Raw genomic sequence first — 24,415 nt, 5'->3', positions numbered from 1 at the left:
CGGAGGATCTCCCACAGCGCCTACGGTGAGACCGTGGCCCGTGTCCTGCTCGTCGATGACGACATCACCGTCGCCGATGTCGTCAGCCGTTACCTGCTCCGGGCCGGGTTCGAGGTCGACCGGGCCGTCGACGGCCCGGGTGCGCTCACCGCCGCCGAACGAACCCCGCCCGACCTGGTCGTCCTCGATCTGATGTTGCCGGGCCTGCCGGGTCTGGAGGTCTGTCGACGGCTGCGCGAACTGGGCCCGGTGCCCGTGGTGATGCTCACCGCCCTCGGCGCCGAGTCGGACCGGATCCTCGGGCTGGAGACAGGCGCCGACGACTACGTGACCAAACCGTTCTCCCCCCGCGAACTCGTCCTGCGGGTGCGTTCGGTGCTGCGCCGCACCCAGGAACCGCCACCCGGCCCGGTGGGCCGCCCCCTGCTGCGGGCGGGCCGGCTCGCCGTCGATCTGGCCGCGCGCACGGCCACCCGGGACGGCCACGACCTGTCCCTGACGATCCGCGAGTTCGACCTGCTCGCCTTCCTGCTGCGCCATCCCGGGGTGGCGTTCTCCCGGGCGACGCTGCTCGAACGGGTCTGGGGCTGGACCTACGGGGACAGCTCCACCGTCACGGTGCACATCCGCCGGCTGCGGGAGAAGATCGAGGACGATCCGAAATCTCCCACCGTGCTGACCACCGTCTGGGGCGTCGGCTACCGATGTGATCTACCTGCTCAGGAGGTCACTGCCACGTCCGTTCCGTCGGATGAACCCGTGGAAGCGGGCTGACCGGTGGAACCGGACCTGCAGATCTGCGCGATCGCGCTCGGCTGCTCCCTGGCCGCCCCGCTGCTCGCGGCCCCGGTGCTGCACCGCCTGCGGCGGGCGTCCCTGCGGGTCTGGGCGGCGGCCATCGTCGCCGTCGCGGTGGGAGGCATGGCGGCCGGTGTCGCGATCACGGCCAAAGTGATGTTCCTGTCCCAGCATGACCTGCACGTCGTGCTCCTGGTGGTCGCCGTGTCCGGGAGCGTGACCGCGGCCATGACGCTGTGGCTGGGCCTGTCCGTCGCCCGCGTCTCCCACGTCCTGGCCGCCGCCGCGGGCCAGCTCGGCGGCCCCGGCTACCGTCCGACCGACCGTGAGCCGCCCAGCGCGGAACTGGCGGTGATCGCCCGTGCGCTCGACGACTCCCATCGCCGACTGCTGGCGGCGGCCGAACGGGAACGGGCGCTGGAGGCGAGCCGGCGTGAACTCGTCGCCTGGGTCAGTCACGACCTGCGCACCCCGGTCGCCGGGATTCGCGCCGTCGCGGAGGCGCTGGACGACGGTGTCGTCGACGACCCGGCGGTCATCGCCGCCTACCACCGCACGATGGTGCGCAGCAGCGAACGCCTGACCGTGCTGCTCGACGAGCTGTTCGAGCTTTCCCAGCTGCAGGCCGGCGTGATCGCCCTCGCGGTGGAGAAGGTCCGGGTGGCCGATCTGGTCGCCGAGGCGATCGGCACGTCCGATCCGATCGCACGGGCGAAAGGCGTCCGGCTCACCGGCGACGTGGACGAACTCGACCGTGTCGACGTGGACGTGGTCGAGTTCCAGCGCGTGCTGACGAACCTGATCGCCAACGCGATCAGGCACACCCCCAGCGACGGGACCGTCGCCGTCTCGGCGTCGGTGGCGAACGGGCGGGCCGAACTCGCCGTCCGCGACGGCTGCGGCGGAATCCCACCCGATGATCTCGGCCGACTGTTCGACGCCGGGTATCGCGGTGAGAGCGCCCGGTCCCCGTCCGAGGACCGCGACCGGGCCGGTGCGGGCCTGGGGCTGGCCATCGTCCGCGCCCTCACGGAGGCGCATGGCGGCGAGGTCAGCGTGCACAACGTGCGCGGCGGCTGCCGGTTCGTGGTCAACCTGCCCGTGGCGAGCTGATCGGCCGACTGTCCTGCCCGGCGGACATACCGCCCGGTCCCGGGGGGCGACGCGATGTCAGCGCTTCGTAAGATCCGGTCCGCACACTGACAGTTAGCGTCGGTGGCATGCGGGTCCTTGTCACCGGCGGCGCCGGATTCATCGGTTCCCACGTCGTCGATGTTCTGCTCGCCGCCGGTATCCAGGTACGTGTCCTGGACGCGCTGCTACCCGACGTGCACCGCCGCGCTCGCGGCTCCGAAGCCCCCGGGCCCGATACCTCCGACGCCGGCCTCGCCAGCCTCGCCGGCCTCGCCGGCCTTGATCCCCGAGCCCAGCTACAGGTCGGTGACGTGCGTGACGCGGAGGCCGTCCGGGCCGCACTGGACGGTGTGGACGCGGTCTGCCACCAGGCGGCGATGGTCGGCATGGGTGTCGACCTGGCCGATCTCCCCGCCTACGTCGCGCACAACGATCTCGGCACGGCCGTCCTGCTGGCCGAGATGGCCCGCGCCGGCCTGCACCGGCTGGTACTGGCCAGCTCGATGGTCGTCTACGGCGAGGGCGCCTACCGGTGCCCGGCGCACGGCCCGGTCCGCCCGCGGCCCCGGCAGGAACCCGACCTCGCCGCCGGCCGGTTCGACCCGCGCTGCCCGACCTGTGGACAGCCCGTCGAGCCGCGGCCCGTCACCGAGGACGCGCCGATGGACCCCCGGTCGGTGTACGCCGCCACCAAGCTCGCACAGGAGAATCTCGCGGCGGCCTGGGCGGCGGCCAGTGGCGGCACCGTCATCGCCCTGCGCTACCACAACGTCTACGGACCACGCATGCCACGCGACACCCCGTACGCCGGTGTCGCGTCCCTGTTCCGCAGCGCCCTGGAACGCGCTGAGCGCCCGGCCGTGTTCGAGGACGGCGGCCAGCTACGCGACTTCGTGCACGTCACCGACGTGGCCCGGGCCAACCTGCTCGCCCTGCGCTGGCCCGAGGCACCGGCCCGCCGGCTGAGCGCCTTCAACATCGGCAGCGGCCGTCCACACAGCGTCGGTGAGATGGCGCGGGCGCTGTGCACCGCCTTCGGCGCGCAGCCGCCGAGGATCACCGGCGAGTTCCGCGCCGGTGACGTCCGGCATGTGTTCGCCTCGTCGGCCCGCGCCGGCCAGGCACTCGGCTACACGGCCACCGTCGGCTTCGGCCCCGGCATCGCCGAGTTCGCCCACGCCCCGCTGCGCGCCTGAGCGGCGATCCGGACCGACCGCGCGCCTGGCGCACGCGGGCAGCCCAGAACACGCAGCAGCCAGGACACGTACCGACCAGGACACGTAGCCACCAGGACACGTAGGAGTCGACGATGACGAAGGCCGAGATCGCGGTGATCGGCGGAACGGGCCTGTACTCGTTCCTCGACGACGCGGCCGAGATCCAGGTGGACACCCCCTACGGGGAGCCGAGCGGCCGGATCGCCGTAGGCAGCCTGGCCGGCCGGGGCGTCGCGTTTCTCGCCCGGCACGGCCGTGACCACCGGTTCCCGGCCCACCGGGTGAACTACCGGGCGAACATCTGGGCGCTGCGCAGCCTCGGTGTTCGCCAGATCCTCGCGCCGGCCGCGGTGGGGGCGCTGCGCCCCGAGCTCGGCCCGGGCACGTTCGTCCTGCCCGACCAGCTGGTCGACCGCACGTCCGGACGCGAGACGACCTTCTACGACTCCGGTGCCGTGCACGTGTCCTTCGCCGACCCCTACTGTCCGATCGGACGCGCGGTGGTGCTGCGCACCGGAACCGAACTCGGCCTGGACATCGTCGACGGCGCGACCATGGTCGTCATACCGGGCCCCCGCTTCTCCACCCGGGCGGAGTCCCGTTTCTTCGCCGCCCAGGGCTGGTCCCTGGTCAACATGACCGGCCACCCGGAGGCCGTCCTGGCCCGCGAGCTCGCGCTCTGTTACACCCCGATCGCGATCGTCACCGACCACGACGCGGGTTCCGGCATCGCCTCCGCGGTCACCCAGGCCGAGGTCTTCGAGGTCTTCGCCCGCTCCGTCGGCATGCTGCGAAACCTTCTGCACCATGCGCTGGCGGAGCTTCCGACCGAGCCGTCCTGCGCGTGCCGACACTCCCTGGACGCCATGACGCTGCCCCACCCGCTGCCCTGAACATGCCGGCTTCTCCCTGACCGCGTCGCCAGAACCAGGCCCGGTGTAACGGATGGCCCCTGCCCGGTGACTTCGGTGGTGACACCAGAAGCACGTGGAGGGCGGGAGACCCGGGTGGCATCGGTGAAGGCGACCGCGGTCGCGACGACGCTCGATGAGGCGAGCGCGCCCGCGGGCACGCGGCGCCGGCTGGCCCGGCGGCTGCTGCCACTGCAGGTCGCGGTCGGGCTTTCCAGCATGGTCCTGTGGGTCCCGGTCGAGAAGCTCTTCATGACGCAGATCGGGTTCACCCCGCGCACGGTCGCGGTCATGGCGGCCGCGTACGCCGCGGTCGTCCCGCTGCTGGAGGTTCCGTCGGGGGTTCTCGCCGACCGGTGGAGCCGCAGCGGGCTGATGGTGTGCGCCAACGTCGCGCTGCTGGTGAGCACGGTGCTCGGCGGTCTGAGCCACGATGTGCCGACCTACATCGCCGCGGCCCTGATCCTGGGTGTCTACTTCGCGCTCAGCTCCGGAACCATCGACAGCATCGTGTACGACGTCGTCCTGGCGGAGACCGGGTCGAGCGAGCAGTACGAGACGTGGATCGGCCGGGTGAACATGGTCGAGAGCGGTGTGCTCGTCGTGAGCGCCCTGGCCGGCGGGGCCATCGCCGGCTGGACCTCCCCGCGGGTGACGTACTTCGCCACCCTGCCGTTCGTGGCCGCCTCGGCCGTGGCGTTCGGACGGTTCACCGAGCCGCGGCTGCACCTGCCCGCGGAGCCGGTCACCCTGCGCGGGCAGGTGGCCGTCACCTACCGCACGATGATCCGGCTGCCGGCCGTGCGTCAGACGCTGCTGCTGGCGGCGCTGACCGCGATGCTCGCCCAGGCCGTGTTCGAGTTCGGACCGCTCTGGCTGGTCGCCCTGGCCGCGCCCGCGGCGCTGTTCGGCCCGTACTGGGCGACGGTGGTCTCCATGCTCGGCATCGGTGGTTTCCTGGCCGGCAGGTTGAACCTCGACAACCGCGTGGTCGTCGCCGTCCTCGCACTCGCCGCACCGGCCGCCACGCTCGCCCTGACGCTGACCCGCTCACTCGCGGCCGTGATCGCCGCCCAGACGATCCTGACCCTGCTCCTGGCGATCATCGGTATCCGGGCGGGCAAGCTGCTGCACGACGCCGTGCCCTCGACCATCCGCGCCGGCGTGTCCTCGGGGGCCGGCACGCTGTCCTGGCTGCTGTTCCTGCCGTTCTCGCTCGCCTTCGGCTGGTTCGCCCATGCGCACGGGGTTCGTCAGGCCGGCTGGTTCCTGACGGTCGCCGCGTCGGCGACCGCTGCCCTGTTCGTCACCACCGCTGTGCACCGGGACGCGGCAGCGCCGGCGCCCGCCCCCCGCGGCCCCCGCGCGCGGGGGCCGCCCCCGCCCCCCCCCCCCGGCGCCGGCCGTCACCGCAGTCCGTGCAGCGCGGCGAGGACCTCCTCGGGGCCGACCCGCCAGCGGTAGTCGGCGGAGACCGAGCGGAACCGGATCGTCCCGTCGGTGTCGATCACGAAGGTGGTGGCGACGGGGAGTTCGTAGCTGTCGTCACCGTTGAAGTCCGCCAGGTCGGTGCCGATCCCCTTCTGCACGGCGGTCGGGACGTCGTCCTGCCGGAAGACCAGGCCGTAGTCACGCGCCACCCGGTTGTGGAGATCGCTGAGAACCGTGAAACCAAGCCCTTCCTTCTCCGCGAACGACAGTGAGTTGTCCGGCGTCTGCGGTGACACCGCGACCAGGGTCGCGCCGGTCGCCTCGATCTCGCCGAGCGATCCCTGGAAGGCGTGCAGCTGCAGATTGCAGTACGGGCACCAGGCGCCACGGTAGAACACCAGCACCACCGGACCCGAAGCCAACAGATCATCGAGCGCCCGGCTGGTGCCGTGGACGTCCGGCAGCACGAACCGCGGCGCGGGCGTTCCCACCGACGGGGCGGTGGAACCGACACCGTCGGCGGCCATGGCCTCGGCGTTGCTGTCGAACGGGGCCAGCGCGTCGGCGCCGTACGCCTCGTGCAGCTGGGAGCGTAGAGCCAAAGTAGCGGCGGTCAGGGAGGTGGAAGCAGCCTCAGATGTGGACATGACCTCACGATAGAAAGGCGCGCCGAGCCTTTACATGCCTGGGAACCTCATTTCTTTAGCCAATCGGCTCATACCATTGATGTGGACGATAGCATCGAACAATGGACGCCCCGGCCGACCCGCTCACCGACGTGCTCCAGCTCGCCCGTGTCCGCGGCGCCGTGCTCGCCCAGCTCGTCGCGCACGAACCCTGGGGCGTCGAGGTCGACCCCCAGCCCGGCGCGACCTTCCACGCGATCCTCGCCGGCTCCTGCTGGCTGCGCACCGCGGGCACCGACCCGCTGCGGCTGATGCCCGGCGACGTCGTTCTGCTGCCGACCAACCTCGCCCACACCCTGTCCAGCGGACCCACCACCGCCGCCATGGCGCTCACCCAGGCGGCGAAGCTCGGTCTGCGCACCGACGACGGCGTCATCGAACTGCCCGGCATCGGCGCTGCCAGCCGCATCCTGTGCGCCTCGTACGACTACGACCACGAGGTCGCCCAACCACTCATGTCCCTGCTGCCGCGGGTCCTGCACCTGCCCGCCGGTGTTCCCGGCGATGACGGCGCCGTCGCCGCCACACTCGCGCTGCTGCGCTACGAACTCAACGGTGTTCCGCCCGGCTCACGGGCTGTCGTCGCCCGCCTGGTCGACGTCCTGCTCGTCCACGTCGTCCGCTCCTGGCTGCGCGCCCGACCGGCCGGCGACGGCTCGTGGCTGCGCGCCCTGCACGACCCCGTCACCGCCCGAGCACTCGCCCTGCTCCACGAGACACCGGCACACCCCTGGACCATCGAGAACCTCGCCGCAGAGGTGCACATCTCCCGAGCCACCCTGACCCGCCGCTTCACCACCCTCGTCGGTGAACCCCCGCTGACCTACCTCACCCGATGGCGGATGGACCTCGCCGCCCAACAGCTACGCGAGACCGACGAGTCCGTCGCCACCATCGGAACCACCGTCGGCTACACCAGCGAACACGCCTTCTCCCGGGCCTTCCACCGCGCCCGAGGACAGCCACCACATCGCTACCGGATCAGTACACGAACCAGCGCGACGAACGACGCCTAGCCACGGCGGTCCGGTGGCGATGCCGAGCGCCCACCGGGCAGGATCGGATCAAGCCACAGTGACTCCCGCCGGAGTGCGGGACCGACTGTGGCTACCGCCGTGGCCCGAGCTGTGGCCGCCGTGGCCTGCGGAGTCCGCTGTTCGGCGGATGCCGATCAGTCATGATCGCGTGATGCGTCGACGCCGTGCCTGTTCACCGGTTCCGACATCGGAGTTCGCGGGGTTCCGGCTTCCAGCGGAGGTGATCGTCCTCTCGGTCCGCTGGCACCTGCGGTACGCGCTGTCCCACCGGACGCCGGGAAGCTGCTCGACGAGCTGCTCCCGATGCCTGCCATGTCGACGCCACCGGGAGAAAAACCGGATCGGCACCAACCCACAGCTGAAGCTGGCAGTCACGCTCACCGAACACGCAGCAGCCGCCTCACCGGCAGCCGACATGCCCAGCTTCGGTCATTCAGCTCCACGTACACCCGCGTGTGAGCACAGTCGTCCAGCCGATCCTACGACTCGCCGGATTCAGACGCATCGAACTCGAAGCGGGCGAGCCCCACTACATCACGTTCCCGGTCGGACAAGAAGCACGCGCGATCCCGAACAACCCCATGCGGTGTACCGTCGAGACGGGCCTCGTCGACATCATGGCCAGCCCCAGTGCAGCGGATACCACGAGCGTCCAACTCGAGCTGCATACCTGACGTCGTGCGCGACTCGACCGTTCACAGTCGATCTGGAAGGAAACAACCGAGTGTCTCAGCGTCTGAAAGGAAAGTCGGCCCTTGTCACGGGAAGTGGCAATGGCATTGGCAAGGAGGTCGCGCTTTTACTGGCAGCCGAGGGGGCATCGGTCGTTGTGAACGACCTCGGCACCGATATCGAAGGCGAGGGGAGAAGCTCCGCTGCCGCGGATGGGACCGTCGCTCAGATCACCGCGTCCGGTGGTACGGCCGTCGCCAACTATGACTCGATCGCCACGCCCGACGGCTGTGTGAACGCGGTCCAGACCGCCGTGGACAACTTCGGCGCCTGCGACATCGTCATCGCCAACGCCGGCGCACTTGTCGCTGGCAGCCTGGCGGGCATCGAAGCAGACGACGTCTCGTGGCAGAAACTCCTGAACCTCTATCTCGGCCAGAAGTTCTGGCTCTCCCGGGCCGCGGTGCCCTCGATGCTCAAGCGCGGCTGGGGCCGGGTGCTGTTCGCCACTTCCGAGATCGCTCGCGGCACGCAGGCCAACCCGCTCGGCGCCGCGGTGCTCGGTGGTGGAATCGCCATGTCCCACGACCTGGCAACCCAGCACCGCGACAGCGGTGTCACGTTCAACTGTTACGCGCCCGGCGCCGGCACCCGCACGTTCGATCTTTACAAGGATCAGATGGACGACGCCCTCCGCGCCCGGGGAGTCCCCGAGGATGAATTCGGAAAATTCTATCTGCCACCAGCGAACCTCATCGCACCGATGATCACCTGGCTGTGCACCGATGCCGCCGCTGGCATCAGCGGCCAGGTATTCGCGGTGAGCGGATCCTCGATCACGCGCTGGACCGAGGTGACCGACGGGCCAGGCATCATAAAAGACGGCGACCGGAACGCCCTCTGGACCTTGGATGAACTTGACACCCAGGTCCCGGCGCATCTCATCTCCAACGACGCCTGATCGTTCAACACGGTCCGCTCAGGTTGAGCGGAGGGAGCCGACAGCACCCGCGCGGCCTCCTCCGCTCAGCTCGGCGATTTCAAAAGCCTTGAGCTGTCAGCAACGCGTGAAAGCTGCCCCTCTGACGACGGGTCGATGTTGACCCTCTCCCATCGTCTGACCACGTCCAGCAACATGGTTTACCGAGGGTGACTCCGCGCGATCCTGGTTGAAGGCTATGTGGTGAGGACTTCGGGTGTCACGCTGATCTCGAGCGTGTCGGACGGATTGTTCGTGGCATCAACTTTCGCGAGCCGCTTAACTATGCCGGTTCAGCTGGTGTCTGACGAAAGGCGGCGCAGCACCCCACCCGGACTGACACGTTCCTCGACGCCAGCTACCAGCACCGGCATACGCCCCTTACACCTGATCCTCTACCGCGGGCCCTGCCGCGGAGAAGCGTGCGGCGTGCACCGGCCCGACGTCGATCAGGAAACTCTCGGCCACGCCGCCTACCAGACGACCGCGAACCTCCACACCTCAGTTCTCAAGAGAAGGCCCGCCTGGCCGCCGAAGGAGCCGCCGGCCCGGTCCGCGCACACCCAGCCGCTCACAGAAGCTCACAAACTAGCAAAAAAGCAGGTCAAGCAGGGCGCGCTCGGCAAGGCACAAAACATCCCCAACCCGGGATACTACGGATCGCGCACATCTACATGCTGTCCGCCAGCAGGGACTGATCTGCCGTCCGGCCCCCAGCACCTTCGGTGTGATGCCGGCTACCCCGCCCCCGTCCGTGCGCGATCGCCCAGATCGCAGCCCCCGACCGACGATCCTCCACGGCCTCTGCGCACATCGCGGGGACTCGGCCAGGTCTGACGGGTGACCGTTCACGCAACGTCGAGCCATGCGCGCAGTGCCTGGCGGATGACGTCGCTGGCGTTGGTGTGGTCGGCGTCGGCCCGGGCGGCCAGAGCAGCGCGCAGATCTGGGTCGAGCCGGACGGGGACGACGTCCCCGGGCGCGGAGCCGAGCGGTCGCCTGCCGCCACGCCGACGCAGCGCGGCAACGTCATAGCCGGTTTCGGCCTCGGCGGCGAGTTCGTCGATCAGCTCGGAGGTCACGGGTACGCCGCGACTGGTACGGACGGCGCTCCTGCCCGTCAGTGGTCATCGTCATGTTCTCCCTGGTCACAGCAGGAGATCCCGATATTTGGGACGCATCCGCATCGCATGGATGATGAGTTCCGTGCCGTCGTCGAGAGGGTAGGCGACGAGATACCCCTCGACGGCATGGCGGATGTCCCCGTCGGCCACGCCATGCTTACGCGCCGACTGGTAAATCTCCACCGGTCAACTCGCTGAGCCGACCTGCCCCACTCGACTGTCGGCGATGTGCCCGCCCGATCAGGCCCGGATCCGATGCCGCTGGACCCGCCACAGGCTCGCTGGGCCGCCAAAGATCGGAAGCATCCCGCAACCGAGCAGGCCAAGGATCGTCCTCGACGAGGCGGAGCACGGGAACACGTCACATGTGCAGCTCCACCAGATCGCACTCCCGTCCCGGATCCCCAACGTGATGTCGTCGACGGTGCGAAACGCCACCCGAAGCAGCTCGGCCACATCCGTCTTGGCCAGGTGTTTCACCAGCCAGACGCAGGTCTGTTCGACAGCGCGGGTGAATCCCGATCCCGGTCGTGCCCGGGGGACCGCGGACACGACCACATGATGCTCCGGGCAGCGCACGCGGGGAAGATCCGCCTCGAGGTAGACCTGGACGGTACCCGGATCCAGGGCTCGCCAGCGGCGCCGTCCCACACCCTTGTCGTAACCGGGACACGCTGTTCCACAACGGGAGCATCGTCCTGATGTGCTTTTTCGGGTTCTTAGATGGGCGATGACCGCGTTCCGATCCTCGTCGCACTCGACCCGTTCCACCACGACCTTCTCGACACCGAGCAGTCGACGCCATACCCTGGATGCGCGCACGCCGTTCTACCTCGCTGGCAGCAGTTTCTCGACAATTCCGCAACCTAGCGACGATGCCCACCAAAGGCAGCGACAGGCAGTGCAAACTTGCAGTACTCGTGGTCCGGAAAGCTCAGAGCCCCGCGCAGTGTGATCGGCTGCGGGGCCTTGGACTGTCTCAACCTGACATGCGCTCGGAGGGAATCGAACCCCCAACCTTCTGATCCGTAGTCAGATGTCCGATCTGTCGGACGGTGGCGAATGATGCCAATAGGTGCCGCTATGTCCGCATCTGAGGCAGGTTCAGGGTTGCTCTATGCCACTCTGAACCCAACCGGGTCGGACCGTCCGCGCACACCTCGCGCACACCCAGCTCGGCCCGGCGGTTGCACCCAACGGCCGAGCTGGACCCTCCGACGCCACCGGGACGGTGGCCGATGAGGCGGACGGTCGGAGCCGACACGTCCCGCTCCCCCACCGCCGTGGCGGCACGGATGGTGACTGCCGTGATGGCCATGGTGGTGGCGCTGGCCTTCCTGTTCGGCTTCGGCAACGTCTGGACCCTGGCACTGCGCCTGGGCGTCCCCGCCTACGTGGCACCCCTGGTCGCCCCGGCCGTCGACCTGTCCGTCCTCGGCCTGCTCGTCGGCATCCGCATCCTCGTGATCACCGACGCCGATCCGGAGGCGCTCCGGCCCGCCCGGATGCTCCTGCTGTTCTCCAGCACTGTGACACTCGCCCTGAACGTCGCCGAACCGATCATCGCCCAGCAGTACGGCAGAGCCGCCTTCGACGCGGTCGGACCCATGCTCCTGATCGGCTGGGCCGAAGTCGGCCCGACCCTCATGCAAGCAATGCAAGACATCCACCCCGAAGACCAAAAACATGCAAGATCCCCTACCGCAGGCCCAGGAAACGGCACCAAAGATCCGGTGGACCATCGCGATGTCCGGTCCTGGAAAGACGCCGGCGAGGACACTCCGGGAAACGAACCAGACATCACAGATCTACTCCTCGCCCTCGGCGAGCGGCGGGACTTCGACCCGCTGCTACCACGCGCCCTGGACGAGGACTTCCAGTACTGGATCGAACACCGACGCCCCATCCCCTCCGAGAAACTCGGGAAAATCCTCGGGATAGGATCGACACGATCAAGAAAGCTGGTGACTGACATTCGAGCAGCACGCCAGGAAATCATCAAAGGCGCCATCACCATCTCCACGAAGGAGATAGAACCACCCAGCGAATAGCCTCCACCGGAGCCCGGAAACATCATGGGCCCCGCGTCGTGTGGACGATGCGGGGCCCATGACCTGCCTCAACCGGCGTGCACCGCGGAAGACTCGAACCTCCAGACCTCCCCGACCCTCGTCGAAGGAGGCGAACCAACCGGCACTCGTGCTCAGTCTACCCGACCTCCGAACCTTACCGTTGTCGGGCGGACACACATGCCGACCGCTTCTGCAGACAAGAAGATGAGCCGAGTCAACCAAGACCATGGTTGGCCAGTGAATCCGGCGGCCGACATCACGGCCCCACGTCCGGGGTGTGATCGGTCAGCGGCTTCGCGGTGTAGGTGATGCGGATGACGCCGTCGGGATGGCGCTCGACGCGTCCCGCCACTTTGAACACGGCGTGCAGGACCTCGGAGCCCAGCGCGTCGAGGACCGGGCCGGCGCTGGCCACGACACCGTGATCGAGGACGACCAGCTCGTCGCAGTAGCGGACGGCGAGATCGAGGTCGTGCAGGACCGCGAGCGCGGTGACTCCGCTGGCGCGAACGAGGTCGAGCAGCTCGAACCGGGCCCGGATGTCGAGGTGGTTGGTCAGCTCGTCGAGGACGAGCAGGCGCGGGCGCTGCGCGAGGGCCCGCGCCAACAGCACCCGCTGGCGCTCGCCACCGGAGAGCGTGTCGTAGAGCCGGTCGGCGTGCACGTGCGCCCCGGTCCGGTCCAACGCCTCTCGGATGATCTCCTGGTCGGCGTCGGTGTGCCGACTGAACAGGCTGTGGTGGGCGGTCCGACCGTCGGCGACGACCTCGGTCACCGTCAGGGCGGCGGGTGGCTGACCCGCCTGGAGGACGGCGGCGGTGCGGCGGGCCGAGTCCCGCGCGGACAGCCGCCAGACGTCGGCGTCGGCGACGTGCACCACGCCGGCGTCCGGGCGCAGCGAGCGGTAGACGGTGCGCAGCAGCGTCGTCTTGCCGCTGCCGTTCGGCCCGACCAGACCGACCAGGGTTCCTGGCCGCGCGGCGAGGCTCACCCCGCGCAGGACCTGCGCTCCCCCGAGCGCGACGGCCACCCCGTCCAGCCGCAGCTCTCCCGCGGCATCCTCGCCGCTCACCGGCCGGCGAGCGTGTCGTTGCGGCGCAGCAACCACAGGAAGAAAGGCGCGCCGAAGGCGGCGGTGAGGATGCCCAGGGGCAGCTCGTTGGGCCGGTCCACGGTGCGGGACAGCAGATCGACGACCACCAGGTACCCGGCGCCGACGAGCGCGGCCAGCGGCAGGAGCCGGCGATGGTCGGTGCCGAAGGTGAGCCTGGTCAGATGGGGGATCATCAGCCCGACGAAGCCGATGCCGCCGGCCACCGCGATCAGCACTCCGGTGAGTAGTGAAGCGGCGAGCAGCAGCGCCAGGCGCAGCCGGGTGACATCGACGCCGAACGCGACGGCCTGTTCCTCGCCGTGGGCCAGCGCGTTGAGCCGCCGCCCAAGCGGGAGAAGCAGTGCGGTCACCACAACCACGACGAGGGCGGCCGGGGGAAGCTGCCCCCAGGTCGCCCCGGCCACGCTGCCGAGCAGCCAGAACATGACCTGGCGCAGCTCGTTCGGGTCGGCGGAGAGCTGCACGTAGCTGGTGACGGCGAGCAGCAGGTAGCCGACCGCGACCCCGGCGAGAAGCAGCCTGGTCGGAGCGAGCCGGCCACGTCGCTGGCCGAGCAGGAAGACGCACACCGCGGCGGCCATCGCCGCGCAGAAGGCGGCGAACGACACACCGATGCCGCCGACTGCCCCCGAACCAGCCGTGATCACCAGGACCGCGCCGAGCGACGCCCCCGGGGCCAGTCCCATCACATACGGATCGGCCAACGGGTTGTCGACCAGGGTCTGCAGGACCGCCCCGGCCACTGCCAGCCCCGCGCCGCACAGGGCGGCGAGCAGCACCCGCGGTACCCGGTAGTCCCAGACGATCTGGTCGACAACCGGGTCCAGCCCGGCCGTTCGGCCGGTCAGATGCGCGGTGACGACCCGCCAGGTCTGCGGCAGCGAGACTGTCACGGCGCCGACGCAGGACGCCACCAGCATGATCAGGACGACGAGAGAGGTGAGGCCGAGCAGGCAGCCGGGCTACGGGGGCGGGCCGGGCTGCCGGGACTGATCGATCGGGCTGCCTGTTCGGTGCCCGTCCCGGGCGCCTGGCGGCTCAGAAGGCATCCGGGTGGAGCAGCTTCGCGATCTTCTCGACGGCGACGTCGTTGCTCGGGCCGAAGTAGATCGAGTCGGACAGGACGAGGTACCGGTTGGCCTTGGTCGCGTCCCACTGCGGGAACTGCGCGAGGATGTTCTTCGCTGCGGCGTCGGGGTTGGGGTTCAGGTAGTTGACGACCAGGACCGCGTCGATGTCCGTCGAGGCGAGCTTTTCCTTGCTCACCGTCAGGAAGGTGTTCCCGGAGCCGTCCAGGAACGCGTTGGTCGCGCCGGCCTTGTCGAGGATGTCGTTCCAGACGCCCACGCCGGCGATCGAGCTGAAGTCGGCGGCCCCCATACCCGGGAAGACCAGCAGCACGTTGCTCTTCGGCTTCCCGGCAACCGAAGTCGACGCCGCCTCGATCCTCTTCTCTGAGGCCGCGATAATCACCTCGGCCTTGGCCGAGACGTCGAAGATCTTCCCGAAGTCACGCAGCATGGCGTAGCTGTTCTCGACGGTCGGCGAGCCGGTCGTCATCCCGTCTTCGCCGCAGGCGCTCGCCGGGGCGTAGCTGTTGGCCCCGACCTTGAGCAGGTCGTCGCGGGTCGCGAAGCCGGACGCGGAGGTGAACCCTCCGCCATAGGTGGAGATCACCAGGTCGGGTCGCAGGCCGAGCATCGCCTCACGAGGGATGTCCTGCTGGTTGTTCAGGGTGACGCCGCCCGTCGGAAGGGCTTTGATCGCCTCCGCGCGGCCGGGAACATCCGAGGCGCCGTAGTTCTGCGCGTTGGCGACGATGCGGTTCGACACCCCGAGCTCGATCAGCGAGGACACCTCGGCCACCGAGCCCCCGTTCATCACCACGACCCGGCTCGGCGCCTTGGCAAAGGTGTACGTCCTCCCGCAGTTGGTGATCGTCAACGGGTAGGTCGTCCGCCCCTGCGCCGCATCCGCGACCGCGGACGCCTGCGTTGTGCCGGGCGGAGCCTGGCCGGTGCTGTCGTCCGAACAGGACGTCACCACCAGTGCCAACAGAATCGCCGCCGCCGCGAACACCGGTCTGCCACGCATCGTGTTTCCGTTCCCCCTTGTTCTCCGGCTGCCTGCGGCCGGTCCCGAGCTTGCGGCTTCCGTCCCTGGTCAGCCGTCCCGTGGGGTAGTCGTTCCCGGGAGCTGGTTGGTTCCCGGGAAATTCGCCGCGCGGTCGCGCAGTCCGCACAGTGCGGCCGTCGCGAGGGCGAGCGCGGCGAGCAGGACGGTCGCGGCGGCGAAGGCCCGGGTGTGGGAGTCCAGATCGGCCGGCGCGTCGGCGGTGCCCGGGGCGCCGCCGAGCACCAGGCCGTACCAGCTGCCGACCGCCGCGTAGCCTGCGGCCAGCCCGAACTGGGTCAGGGTCGACGCGGTGCCGGACGCCGCGCCCGCGTCGTCCGTGGTGACCCGGCGCAGGATGGCGCCGATCAGCGGCGCCACGACCACCCCCTGGGCCAGGCCGACACCGCCCATGGCGAGCGCCAGCAGCACCCGCTGCAGGGATGTCGGACCGGCGGCGATCGCGGCCTGCCCCAGCAGGATCACGGCCAGCGCCAGGCAGCCGTACACCGGCAACCGGGGGCCGAACCGGGCGACCAGTCGGCCGGACAGCGGCGAGCCGATCGAGAAGCCCACCCCGAGCGGCACCAGCATCAGGCCGCCCACCAGCGGATCCGTCCCAAGGCCGGTCTGCACGTAGTAGGTGAACACGAGAAACAACCCGGCGTTGCCGGCGAAGAACGTGACCAGCGTGGCGAGGCTCGCCGGCATTCCGCGGGCGGCCAGCACCCGCGGGGAGAACAGCGGCTCGCCGCCGCGGGCGGCGAGCACGCGTTGCTGGCGGACGAGCACCGCCAGCGCCAGGACGGCCACCGGCAGGCAGACCGCGGTCCAGCCCAGCCAGCCGCGACGTGGGCCGAAGATCAGCGGCAGCAGGATCGCTGGGAACGCCACCATGGTCAGCGCGGCGCCGGCCAGGTCGAGCCGGGTGGCCCCGGCGGCCCGGCTTTCCGGGATGGTGGACCTGCCCAGTGCCAGGATCAGCAGGCCGATCGGGACGTTGAGCAGGAACGCCGGGCGCCAGCCCAGGCCCCCCAGGTCGAGGTCGACGAGCAGCCCGCCGCCCGCCAGTCCGCAGATCACCCCGAGCCCGAGGGCTGTCCCGTACCCGCCGAGCGCGCGGGTTCGCTGAGTATCGTCGCGGAACAGCACGTGCAGGATCGCCAGTTCCTGGGGTACCAGCGCGGCTGCGGCGCAGCCCTGCACCACCCGCGCGACGATGAGTGCCGGCGCGTTCGGGGCCAGCCCGCAGGCCAGCGAGGCGAGGGTGAACACCGCGATGCCGAGCAGGAAGATCCGGCGCCGGCCGAACCTGTCCCCGAGCCTGCCGCCGGTGACGAGCCCGGCCGCGCATGCCAGCACGTAGCCGGCGCCCACGAGCTGGACCTCGTCGAAGCTGGCCGGCAGGTCACGCTGGATGGTGGGGCTGGCGAGGCTGACGATGAACCCGTCCACCTGGCCCATGAACGTCGCTCCCAGCACGACCCCGAACCCCAGCCAGTCCCGGCGGGTCGCCGTCACCGGCTCGTTGACGACGGTCGCGCTCGCGGTCATCGCGCCCGCTCCGAACCGACCGGCGTCGAACCCGGCGGCTCCGGACTGACCGGTGTGCCCGGAGCCGGAAAGAATCCGACGTCGACGAAATAGTCGACGTAACGGTCGACCATCGCGTCGTCCACCTCCGGGGCGCGGGCCCGGTCGATCCCCAGGGCGTCGATCGTGTTGCGGCGGGAGAAGACCGGCGGCGGGCCGGCGACGGCGGGCGACGGCGGGGCGATCTGGGCGAGGTGGGTCGCGGTCACCGCGAGGGAGTAGTCCTCCCGCTGCGCCGCCCGGTCGGCGGCCTCGCGCAGCCGCTCACGCCACCGCGCCGGGTCGAGGGACTCCAGCGGGTAGCCGCGGGCCCGTAGCCGGTCGAGCACCACGTCGACGTCGACGGGCCGGGCGCTGGTGAGGTGATAGGTGGCGTACCGGCCCGTGCGCATCAGCCCGACGATGGAGCCGGCAACCCAGTCGACCGGCACCAGGTCGGCCCGTACCGCGGAACCGGCGGCCGGGACGGCGCCCAGCTCGATCATCGCGCGGATCTGTCGCCAGAACGCGTCGTCGGTGCTCGTCGCACCTGTCAGCGTGTCGCCGCACACCCGGCTGGGGCGGTGGACCGACACCGGCAGTCCACGCCGCGCCGCCGCCAGCACCAGCCCTTCGGCCACCCATTTGCTGGCCACGTAGCCGTTCGGCAGCAGCGACCGGGGGTCCACCCGGCGTTCCTCGGTGAGTACGGGTGGGTTGCCGTCGATGGCCCAGGCCAGGTCGCAGCTCGACACGTGGTGCACCGGGGTCGGCCGGGCGGTCGTGGCCAGGCGCAGGATCTCCGCAGTACCCACGACGTTGGCCGCCCGCAGCCGCCGATAGGGATCCAGGTGGTGGACCCGTGCGCCGTTGTGGACGATGACGTCGATCCCGGTGGCGAGCCGGGCGAAGGTGACCGGGGCCAGCCCGAGCGAGGGCTGTTCGAGGTCGCCGGGCAGCGCGACCACGCGCTGCGTCAGGTCGGCGTCCGGAATTCGCAGCCGGCGCAGCGCGGTGCGCAGCCGGGCCAGGGCCTGCGCGCCGTCGTCGGCGCGGACGAGGCAGTAGACGGTCGCCGTGGTGCGGTCCAGCAGCTCGCGCAGCAGGAACGCGCCGAGAAAGCCCGTCGCGCCGGTGAGCAGGACCTGCCGCGGGTCGGTTCCACTGCCGGGGTCATCGCTGTCCGGATCGCCGCTGCCCGCTGGCCGCGGCGCGATGGACGGGTCGAGGCGTGCCTCGGCGCCGAGGTCCACCCCCTGCCATGGCGAGGTGACGTCCGCCGCCGGTTGCGCCCCCGGTCGCGTCTGCGGGGTGGGTAGGCGCTGGGCGAGCTCCGCGACGGTGGGTGTGTCGAAGACGTCGCGGATGCCGAGCCTTATCCCGGTCGCCGTGCGAACGCGGGAGAGCAGCCGCGCGACCAGCAGCGAGTGGCCACCGAGGGCGAAGAAGTCGTCGTCGATCCCGACCTGGTCCAGGCCGAGTGCCTCGGCGAACAACTCACACAGCAGACGCTCGTGGGCATCGCGGGGCGGGCGGACCGGACCCGCCGCGCCGACACCGGTCGGGGGCGGCGGCAGGGCGGCCCGGTCGAGCTTGCCGTTCGTCGTACGCGGCATGCGGTCGAGCAGGACGATGACCGGCGGGACCATGTAGTCGGGCAGCCGACGGGCGAGATGGCGGCGCAGTCGCGCCGGGCCGTCGGCCATCCCGGCAGACCCGGCCGGCACGGCGTAGGCGACCAGGCGGTCACCGCCGGGGCCGTCCGAGCGGACGATGACGGCCGCGGCGGCCACCTCTGGATGATCCGCCAGAACGGCCTCGATCTCGCCCAGCTCGATCCGGAAACCGCGGATCTTGACCTGGTCGTCGGCCCGGCCGTGGTATTCCAGCAGCCCGTCGGGACGGCGCCGGACCAGGTCGCCGGTCCGGTACATCCGCTGCCCCGCGGGCCCGAAGGGATCGGCGAGGAACCGCTCGGCGGTCAACCGAGGCCGACGGTGGTAGCCCGCGCCCAGGGGAAGGCCCGCGAGGTACAGCTCGCCGATCTGGCCCCGTGGCACCAGCCGCAGCGCGGCGTCGAGCACGTAGGTGCGTGCCCCGGCCACCGGACGTCCGATCACCGGGGTCTCGCTGTCGGCGAGTCGGGACCAGACGGTGTCGACGGTGCACTCGGTGGGCCCGTACAGGTTGTAGCCGCTCAGGCCGGGCACGGACCGCAGCTGGGACCACAGGCCGGGACCGGTGGCCTCCCCGCCCAGCGCGATCACCGCGGGAACACGGCGCCCCGGGCCGAGCAGCCCGGCACCGATCAGCTCCTCGGCGTAGGTGGGGGTGATGTCGAGGAAGTCGATGTGGTGGGCGTCGATGTAGTCGAGCAGGGCGGCGGGCTCGCGGCGTTCGTCGTCACCGACGAGATGCAGTTCGTGGCCGGCGAGCATCCACAGCAGACCCTCCCAGGAGGTGTCGAAGGACAACGAGGCGGTGAGGGCGGCGCGCATCCGCCGGCCAGCCGCCGTGGACTCCGGCTCGATCATCGCGGCGCGGTGGTGGTGGAACAGGTTCACCATGCCGCGATGGGTCAGGACCGCCCCCTTGGGCTGCCCGGTCGATCCGGAGGTGTGGATGAGGCACAGCGGATGGTCGGGTCGTAGCGGCGTCGCGCGCTCGGCGTCGGTGAGCTCCCCCTCGTGGAGGGTGTCGAGGTCGGACCGCGCCGCGGGATCGTCCAGCCGGATGGTCCTGGCACCGCTGGCCGGCAGGGCTGCTGCCAGCGCGTCGACCGTCACCACCACCGCCGGCCGGGTGTCGGTGAGGACGAAGGCGATCCGCTGCTCGGGGTGTTCGGGGTCGAGCGGTACGTAGGGTGCCCCGGCCTTGAGGGCCGCGAGCAGCGCGACGATGGTGTCCGCGGTGCGCGGTAGCAGCAGGGCCACGGGCCGGTCGGGCCCGGCGCCCCCTCGGCGCAGCAGCCGGGCGAGCTGGTTGGCCCGCGCGTTCAGCCGCTCGTAGGACAGGCCGCGGTAGCCGACCGAGGTACCAGAGTCAGAGGTACCAGGGTCGGGACCGGGACCAGAGCCGGTGCCGGGTCCACTGGGCGTGTCGGCATCGGCGTTGGTGGCGGGAAGCGCCACCAGAGCGGTCAGATGCGGGGCCTTGAACACCGCTGCGACGAACAGGTCGACGACCGTGGTCCGGTCCGTTGCCCGTGTCCCGTCGTCCGGCGGCGTGCTCTCGGCGGAGGTGGCAGCGGGTACGGGGGCAGGGGCGGCCGAGGGTGCGGACCCGGCGATGAGCAGGGCCTCGCGTTCCCCGTCCAGGAGCAGGTCGATGGCCTCGACCGGGTCGGCGGGCCGCCGGGCGAGCCGGTGCAGGAAGGTCGCGAAGCGCTGCGCGTGGGTGGCAAGCTCCGCGGCGTCGTAGCAGTTCGGGTTGGCGTCGACGAGCACGTGCAGGCCCTCGCCGTCAGCCCGGTAGTACACATGGACCGCCAGGTCCTCCACCAGGCCGGCCGAGACATTACGGACGGTCCCGGGATGTCCGTCGAAACGCAGTCCGTAGTCGAAGGGCATGATGTTGGCGGACGGGCCGAACAGCCTGCGTTCGCTGCCGACCATCCGCAGGTCGCGGCGCAGCTGTTCGTAGCGATACCGGTGGTGGCGCCGGCTGCCCCGCAGGTGCGCGGCCACCTGTCCGGCCAGGTCGAGCAGGCTGTCGCCGGCCTCGACGCGCACCCAGGCCTGGATGGCGTTGAGCACCATGCACGGCACCCGCAGCGCGACCGACCCGGTGCGGCCCATCACGGGCACCGCGAGGGAGATCTGCGCCGGGCCGTCGGGGCGGCGCAGCGCGCTCATCCGGTACAGGTAGGCGGCCAGCGCAGCGATGAGCATGTCGCTCCACTGGGCCTTCGCCACCCGGCCCGTCTCGCGCAGCAGCGCCAACGTGTCCGCGTCGACGTCCGCCTCCTGCCGCAGGACGTGCTGGGCCAGGGGGGCGGACCGCCCGGCGAGGGTCACCGGCGCCGGGCGGTCGTCGTGGTAGTCGACCCAGAACCGCTGGTCACCGGTGAACTGGTCGGAGGCGGTGTAGGCATGGTCCTGTGCGACCACCTCGGCGAGGCTGCCGAACGTGTGCGGGGGCGGCTGGCGTCCCTCGGCGAGTGCGGTGTAGACCTCGGCGACGCGGCGGGCGACCAGCGCCAGGCCGTAGCCGTCGAGCGCGATGTGGTGCACCCGGTGGTACCACAGCACGGTCCGGTCGCCGAGCCGGAACAGCGCATGGGCGAACAGCGGCCCCGTCCCCAGGTCGACGGGACGGGCGACGTCCGCCGCCATCCACGCCTCGGCCGCACGCAGCGGATCGGGCTCGCCGCGCAGGTCTGCGCGGCGTACGTCGAACTCGACCGGCCCGATCTCCTGCCACGGATCGTCGGAGTCGGCTCCACGGAACCGCACACGGACGGCCTCGGTCTCTGCCACCACCGAGCGGATGGCTCGATCCAGCAGGTCCAGCCGGATCTCACCATCGATGCGGACGTATTCGGCCGTGTTGTAGGCCGGCGAATCCGGGTCGAGCTGCTGGCCGGTCCAGATGCCCCACTGGGCGGCCGAGAGGGGCAGCCGCTCAGGCATCGGGCGGCCCGGGCAGTTCTGATGGCTCCGATGACTGTGCCTGCTCCAGTGACTGTGGCAGCTCCGATGACCGCGGCGGATGCGCTGGCCGCGGCGCAGCGGCGGCCAGGATTCGGTCGAATCCGGCCAGGGTCGGGTTCTCGGCCAGGTCGACGAAGGCGACGTCCGCACCCTGTTCGCGCCACCGCTCGACCAGGGTGAGCAGGGCGACGGAGTCCAGTCCGGTGTTGAACAGGTTCTCGTCGTCGTCGAGCTCGTCCGGTGTCACGAACAGCATCTCAGCGACGTCCGCGCGGACGGTCCGCGGGCTCACGCGGGTGCTCCGCGGGGTCACCGCCGCCTCCGAACGATGCTCATCAGTTGACCTGCCTGTCCCGGCCCGACCAGTACGGCGCGCGGAGCTCGCGCCGCAGGATCTTGCCGCTGGGGTTGCGTGGGATCCGCTCGACGAACGCGAACCGGGCTGGAATCTTGAACGTGGCGATCCGGCCGGTGAGGAACACCACCAGGTCACGGGCCCGCGCGGAATGCCCCGGGCACAGCGCCACGAACGCCTGCACCGCCTCGCCGAACCGGTCGTCCGGGACGCCGATCACCGCCACGTCCGCCACGGCCGGGTGGTGGGCGAGCGCGTTCTCGATCTCGTTGGGGTAGATGTTCTCCCCCGCGACGATGATCAGATCCTTGACCCGGTCGAGGATGTACACGTACCCGTCGGCGTCGACGCGGCCGGCGTCACCGGTGTGGACCCAGCCGTCGACGAGCGTGCGGGTGGTCTCCTCTGGCAGGTTCCAGTAGCCGATCATCCGGGCGGGGGTGCTCAGGCAGATCTCGCCGACCTCACCGGTGGGCAGCGTGGCGCCGTCGGGGCCGATCGTCTTCGCCTCGATGCCGGGGTAGGGGCGGCCGGCGGCGCGCAGCCGCGGGCTGTCCGGCCGGTGATCGGCCGGCGGTAGGCACACGGCCGTGTTGCCGGTCTCGGTCAGGCCGTAGATCTGCGCGAACTCGCAGTCGAAGACCTCCAGCGACTCCCGCAGCAGGCTCTCGGAGATGGGCGAGCCGCCGTAGACAACCTTGCGCAGGGTCTGGAACGCGGTCCGGTTCGCCTCCGGCTCGGCGAGCATGATCCGCAGCATCGACGGCACCACGCAGGCGGTGGTGACGCCGAGGTCACGGATGAGACGCACCGCCGTGCGGCCGTCGAACGCGGGAAGGACCACGTTCGTCACCCCGGCGGAGAGGTTCTGGGCGGCCCACCAGATGCCGCCTACATGGAAGCCCGGGATGCCGACGAGGGCGCGGTCGCCGGGCCGCCAGTCGATCCAGTCCAGCCCGGCGCCCGCGAGGGCCTCCCGCACGGCATGCAGACTGCGGTGCGCCAGCACGACGCCCTTCGGCAGTCCCGTGGTCCCACTGGTGTACAGCTGGACGACCGGATCGTCGGGTCCGCCCGCACCCGCCTGCGTGACCGACTCCGCGGGGTGTGGGGCCTTCCAGACCGCGAGCTCCGGGCATCCGTCCGGGCCGCCGTCTCCCTCGCCGTCCACGACCACGATCTCCAGGCCGGCGTGCTCCGCGGTCGCCCGCTCGGCCGTCGCCCGCAGCTCGTCCGTGACGAACAGCAGGACGCACGCGGAGTCGGCCAGGATGTGCTCGATCTCCGGCACGGTGAGCCGCCAGTTGATGGGGACGAGCACCGTCCCCGCCTTCGCGCAGGCGACGAAGATCTCGTAGTAGTGCTCGGACTCACGCCCGAGATAGGCGACGCGTCCGCCGGGCGCGATGCCCCGGGCGAGGATCGCCCGCGCGGTGCGGTTGCTCTCGCGGTCCAGGTGCTCGTAGTCCATCGTCCGGCCCGCGCACAGGATCGCGGCGGTCCGGGGCTGGCGTGCGGCGTGCAGCGTGACCAGCTCGGCGACGGTGCGCTGCCGCGCCGCGGTCTCGGGCCGGGCGGTCACGGCTGCCGTCGCGCGACGACGGGATCAGGGACGACGGGATCAGGGACGATGGCCACGGCGACAGTGCCCTGGCAGCCGTCGCCATCGGAGTCCCAGTAGCGAAACGAGGTGCCCAGGGATACCAGCGGCCCGGTGTCCGGCCGTAGCCGGCGGGCGGCGACGTCATCCATCCGGAACTCGCCGGAGAAACCCCGGGGATCCAGCCCGCGGGTGAAGGTGCTCCGCATCCGGGCGATGAGAATCGCGGGCAGCTGGCGCCGCCAGAAATCCTCCATCGACCAGGTGTCGAACACCGGGCCGATCTTTTCCCGCACGCAGGTCGCGACGGCGAGATAAAGCATCTGGTTGTAGCAGATGTTCACCTCGACCGCGTTGAGATGCCCGGTGTCGTCGATGTAGCACGACTCGCCGATCTCGAAGGCCGCGGTGAGCCGGATCCGGCCGTCGTGCACGGTGGACGTCGCCGAGCGCAGGTACCGGCAGTTCGGCTTGTAGCAGCGCAGCACCCGCTCGCGCAGCTGCGGGTTGTCAGGAATCGTCCGTGGCTCCACCGCAGCGGTCACGAGGCCCCCAGAGCAGCCGGTTCCGACACCGCGGGACCACGGTTACGTGCGGGCCGGTCGTACACGGTCACCCGGTAGGAGACCGCGGGCTCGTCGATCGCGGTGTGCAGCGCGCGGTGAACCAGCGAGCGGTTGTCCCAGATCAACAGATCGCCCACGTCGAAGGTCTGCAGGTAAATGGCGGGATGGGTGTAGGTCGTGTCGAGCTGGCCGCTGGCGGCCAGCAACTCGGCGAGCAGCTCCGGGTGTTCGTTCCCGGCACCGTCCTCGATCGCCTGAGTGAAACCCTCACTCAGGTAGAGAATCTTCCTGCCGGTATGCGGGTGCGGCAGGGCCGTCGGGAACCGCACCGGCGGCGTGCGCTCGTCGATCTCCGCCAGCACCTCGGAGATCGGCCGATAGAC

General features: G+C 70.6%; 22 protein-coding genes. 9 read left to right on the top strand and 13 right to left on the bottom strand.

Going from position 1 to position 24,415, the window contains the following annotated elements; genetic code table 11:
• The first annotated feature begins 33 nt into the window (after window positions 1-33).
• The 5 genes from MXD61_RS16085 (at window position 34) to MXD61_RS16065 (ending at window position 5,524) form a co-directional block, all read left to right on the top strand.
• Entirely contained in the window at window positions 34-774 is a 741-nt protein-coding gene (locus MXD61_RS16085) for a response regulator transcription factor (RefSeq protein ID WP_248814078.1), read from the top strand.
• Window positions 775-777: 3 nt separating this feature from the next.
• Window positions 778-1,911 (top strand): sensor histidine kinase KdpD, encoded by a 1,134-nt coding sequence (locus MXD61_RS16080; protein WP_248814076.1) that lies wholly within the window; start codon window positions 778-780, stop codon window positions 1,909-1,911.
• 107 nt (window positions 1,912-2,018) lie between these two features.
• Window positions 2,019-3,128, top strand: coding sequence for an NAD(P)-dependent oxidoreductase (locus tag MXD61_RS16075; protein ID WP_248814075.1), 1,110 nt, complete (start codon window positions 2,019-2,021; stop codon window positions 3,126-3,128).
• Window positions 3,129-3,241: 113 nt separating this feature from the next.
• On the top strand, window positions 3,242-4,042 hold the full coding sequence (locus MXD61_RS16070; RefSeq protein ID WP_248814074.1) for an S-methyl-5'-thioadenosine phosphorylase: 801 nt from the start codon (window positions 3,242-3,244) through the stop codon (window positions 4,040-4,042).
• Between the two features lie 114 nt (window positions 4,043-4,156).
• Window positions 4,157-5,524 carry an MFS transporter gene (locus tag MXD61_RS16065; protein ID WP_248814073.1) on the top strand — a complete coding sequence of 456 codons (1,368 nt, stop codon included), beginning with the start codon at window positions 4,157-4,159 and terminating at the stop codon, window positions 5,522-5,524.
• Here the strand turns inward: MXD61_RS16065 and MXD61_RS16060 are convergent.
• Window positions 5,467-6,138 carry a peroxiredoxin-like family protein gene (locus MXD61_RS16060; protein WP_248814072.1) on the bottom strand — a complete coding sequence of 224 codons (672 nt, stop codon included), beginning with the start codon at window positions 6,136-6,138 and terminating at the stop codon, window positions 5,467-5,469. The two genes, MXD61_RS16065 and MXD61_RS16060, sit on opposite strands and share 58 nt — an antisense overlap.
• A 101-nt stretch (window positions 6,139-6,239) precedes the next feature.
• On the opposite strand from MXD61_RS16060, the gene MXD61_RS16055 reads away from it, so the two are divergent.
• The 3 genes from MXD61_RS16055 (at window position 6,240) to MXD61_RS16045 (ending at window position 8,847) form a co-directional block, all read left to right on the top strand.
• Window positions 6,240-7,193, top strand: a complete 954-nt coding sequence (locus MXD61_RS16055) for an AraC family transcriptional regulator (RefSeq protein ID WP_248814071.1) — start codon at window positions 6,240-6,242, stop codon at window positions 7,191-7,193.
• A gap of 452 nt (window positions 7,194-7,645) precedes the next feature.
• Complete coding sequence (locus MXD61_RS28905) at window positions 7,646-7,888, top strand: fibronectin type III-like domain-contianing protein (protein WP_374629044.1); 243 nt, start codon at window positions 7,646-7,648, stop codon at window positions 7,886-7,888.
• A 50-nt stretch (window positions 7,889-7,938) separates the two neighbouring features.
• Complete coding sequence (locus MXD61_RS16045; protein ID WP_248814094.1) at window positions 7,939-8,847, top strand: SDR family NAD(P)-dependent oxidoreductase; 909 nt, start codon at window positions 7,939-7,941, stop codon at window positions 8,845-8,847.
• Between the two features lie 866 nt (window positions 8,848-9,713).
• Here the strand turns inward: MXD61_RS16045 and MXD61_RS16040 are convergent.
• The 3 genes from MXD61_RS16040 to MXD61_RS28125 form a co-directional block, all read right to left on the bottom strand.
• Window positions 9,714-9,947: a ribbon-helix-helix protein, CopG family gene (locus MXD61_RS16040; RefSeq protein WP_248814070.1), complete on the bottom strand. Its 234-nt coding sequence runs from the start codon at window positions 9,945-9,947 to the stop codon at window positions 9,714-9,716.
• 66 nt (window positions 9,948-10,013) lie between these two features.
• A complete protein-coding gene (locus MXD61_RS16035; protein ID WP_248814069.1) occupies window positions 10,014-10,172 on the bottom strand; it encodes a hypothetical protein in 159 nt (52 codons plus the stop codon).
• A gap of 57 nt (window positions 10,173-10,229) precedes the next feature.
• Window positions 10,230-10,760 (bottom strand): transposase family protein, encoded by a 531-nt coding sequence (locus tag MXD61_RS28125; RefSeq protein ID WP_308222769.1) that lies wholly within the window; start codon window positions 10,758-10,760, stop codon window positions 10,230-10,232.
• A 467-nt stretch (window positions 10,761-11,227) separates the two neighbouring features.
• On the opposite strand from MXD61_RS28125, the gene MXD61_RS16020 reads away from it, so the two are divergent.
• Complete coding sequence (locus MXD61_RS16020; protein ID WP_248814068.1) at window positions 11,228-12,040, top strand: hypothetical protein; 813 nt, start codon at window positions 11,228-11,230, stop codon at window positions 12,038-12,040.
• 277 nt (window positions 12,041-12,317) lie between these two features.
• Here MXD61_RS16020 and MXD61_RS16015 read toward each other — a convergent pair whose 3' ends face one another.
• The 9 genes from MXD61_RS16015 to MXD61_RS15975 all read right to left on the bottom strand — a co-directional run.
• A complete protein-coding gene (locus MXD61_RS16015; RefSeq protein WP_248814067.1) occupies window positions 12,318-13,133 on the bottom strand; it encodes an ABC transporter ATP-binding protein in 816 nt (271 codons plus the stop codon).
• A complete protein-coding gene (locus tag MXD61_RS16010) occupies window positions 13,130-14,095 on the bottom strand; it encodes an iron ABC transporter permease (protein ID WP_251080059.1) in 966 nt (321 codons plus the stop codon). The genes MXD61_RS16015 and MXD61_RS16010 overlap by 4 nt, the downstream gene beginning before the upstream one ends.
• 118 nt (window positions 14,096-14,213) lie before the next feature.
• Entirely contained in the window at window positions 14,214-15,269 is a 1,056-nt protein-coding gene (locus MXD61_RS16005) for an ABC transporter substrate-binding protein (protein ID WP_248814065.1), read from the bottom strand.
• A 69-nt stretch (window positions 15,270-15,338) separates the two neighbouring features.
• The gene (locus tag MXD61_RS16000; RefSeq protein WP_248814064.1) at window positions 15,339-16,841 is read right to left on the bottom strand and encodes an MFS transporter; all 1,503 of its coding nucleotides are present in this window, start codon (window positions 16,839-16,841) and stop codon (window positions 15,339-15,341) included.
• The gene (locus MXD61_RS15995) at window positions 16,838-21,490 is read right to left on the bottom strand and encodes a non-ribosomal peptide synthetase (RefSeq protein WP_248814063.1); all 4,653 of its coding nucleotides are present in this window, start codon (window positions 21,488-21,490) and stop codon (window positions 16,838-16,840) included. The genes MXD61_RS16000 and MXD61_RS15995 overlap by 4 nt, the downstream gene beginning before the upstream one ends.
• On the bottom strand, window positions 21,483-21,803 hold the full coding sequence (locus MXD61_RS15990) for a phosphopantetheine-binding protein (protein ID WP_248814062.1): 321 nt from the start codon (window positions 21,801-21,803) through the stop codon (window positions 21,483-21,485). Before MXD61_RS15990 ends, MXD61_RS15995 begins: the two co-directional genes overlap by 8 nt.
• Window positions 21,804-21,846: 43 nt before the next feature.
• Window positions 21,847-23,448, bottom strand: coding sequence for a long-chain-fatty-acid--CoA ligase (locus tag MXD61_RS15985; protein WP_248814061.1), 1,602 nt, complete (start codon window positions 23,446-23,448; stop codon window positions 21,847-21,849).
• Complete coding sequence (locus MXD61_RS15980) at window positions 23,445-24,011, bottom strand: FcoT family thioesterase (RefSeq protein ID WP_248814060.1); 567 nt, start codon at window positions 24,009-24,011, stop codon at window positions 23,445-23,447. Before MXD61_RS15980 ends, MXD61_RS15985 begins: the two co-directional genes overlap by 4 nt.
• Window positions 24,008-24,415: TauD/TfdA family dioxygenase (locus MXD61_RS15975; protein ID WP_248814059.1), on the bottom strand; the 408-nt coding region annotated here is incomplete at its 5' end. The genes MXD61_RS15980 and MXD61_RS15975, both read right to left, overlap by 4 nt.

The organism is Frankia sp. AgPm24 (assembly GCF_023243055.1).
GTDB classification, from domain to species: Bacteria; Actinomycetota; Actinomycetes; order Frankiales; family Frankiaceae; genus Frankia; species Frankia umida.
The sequence above is the reverse complement of the archived record's forward strand: the minus strand, read 5'-3'. Positions and strand labels throughout refer to the sequence as shown.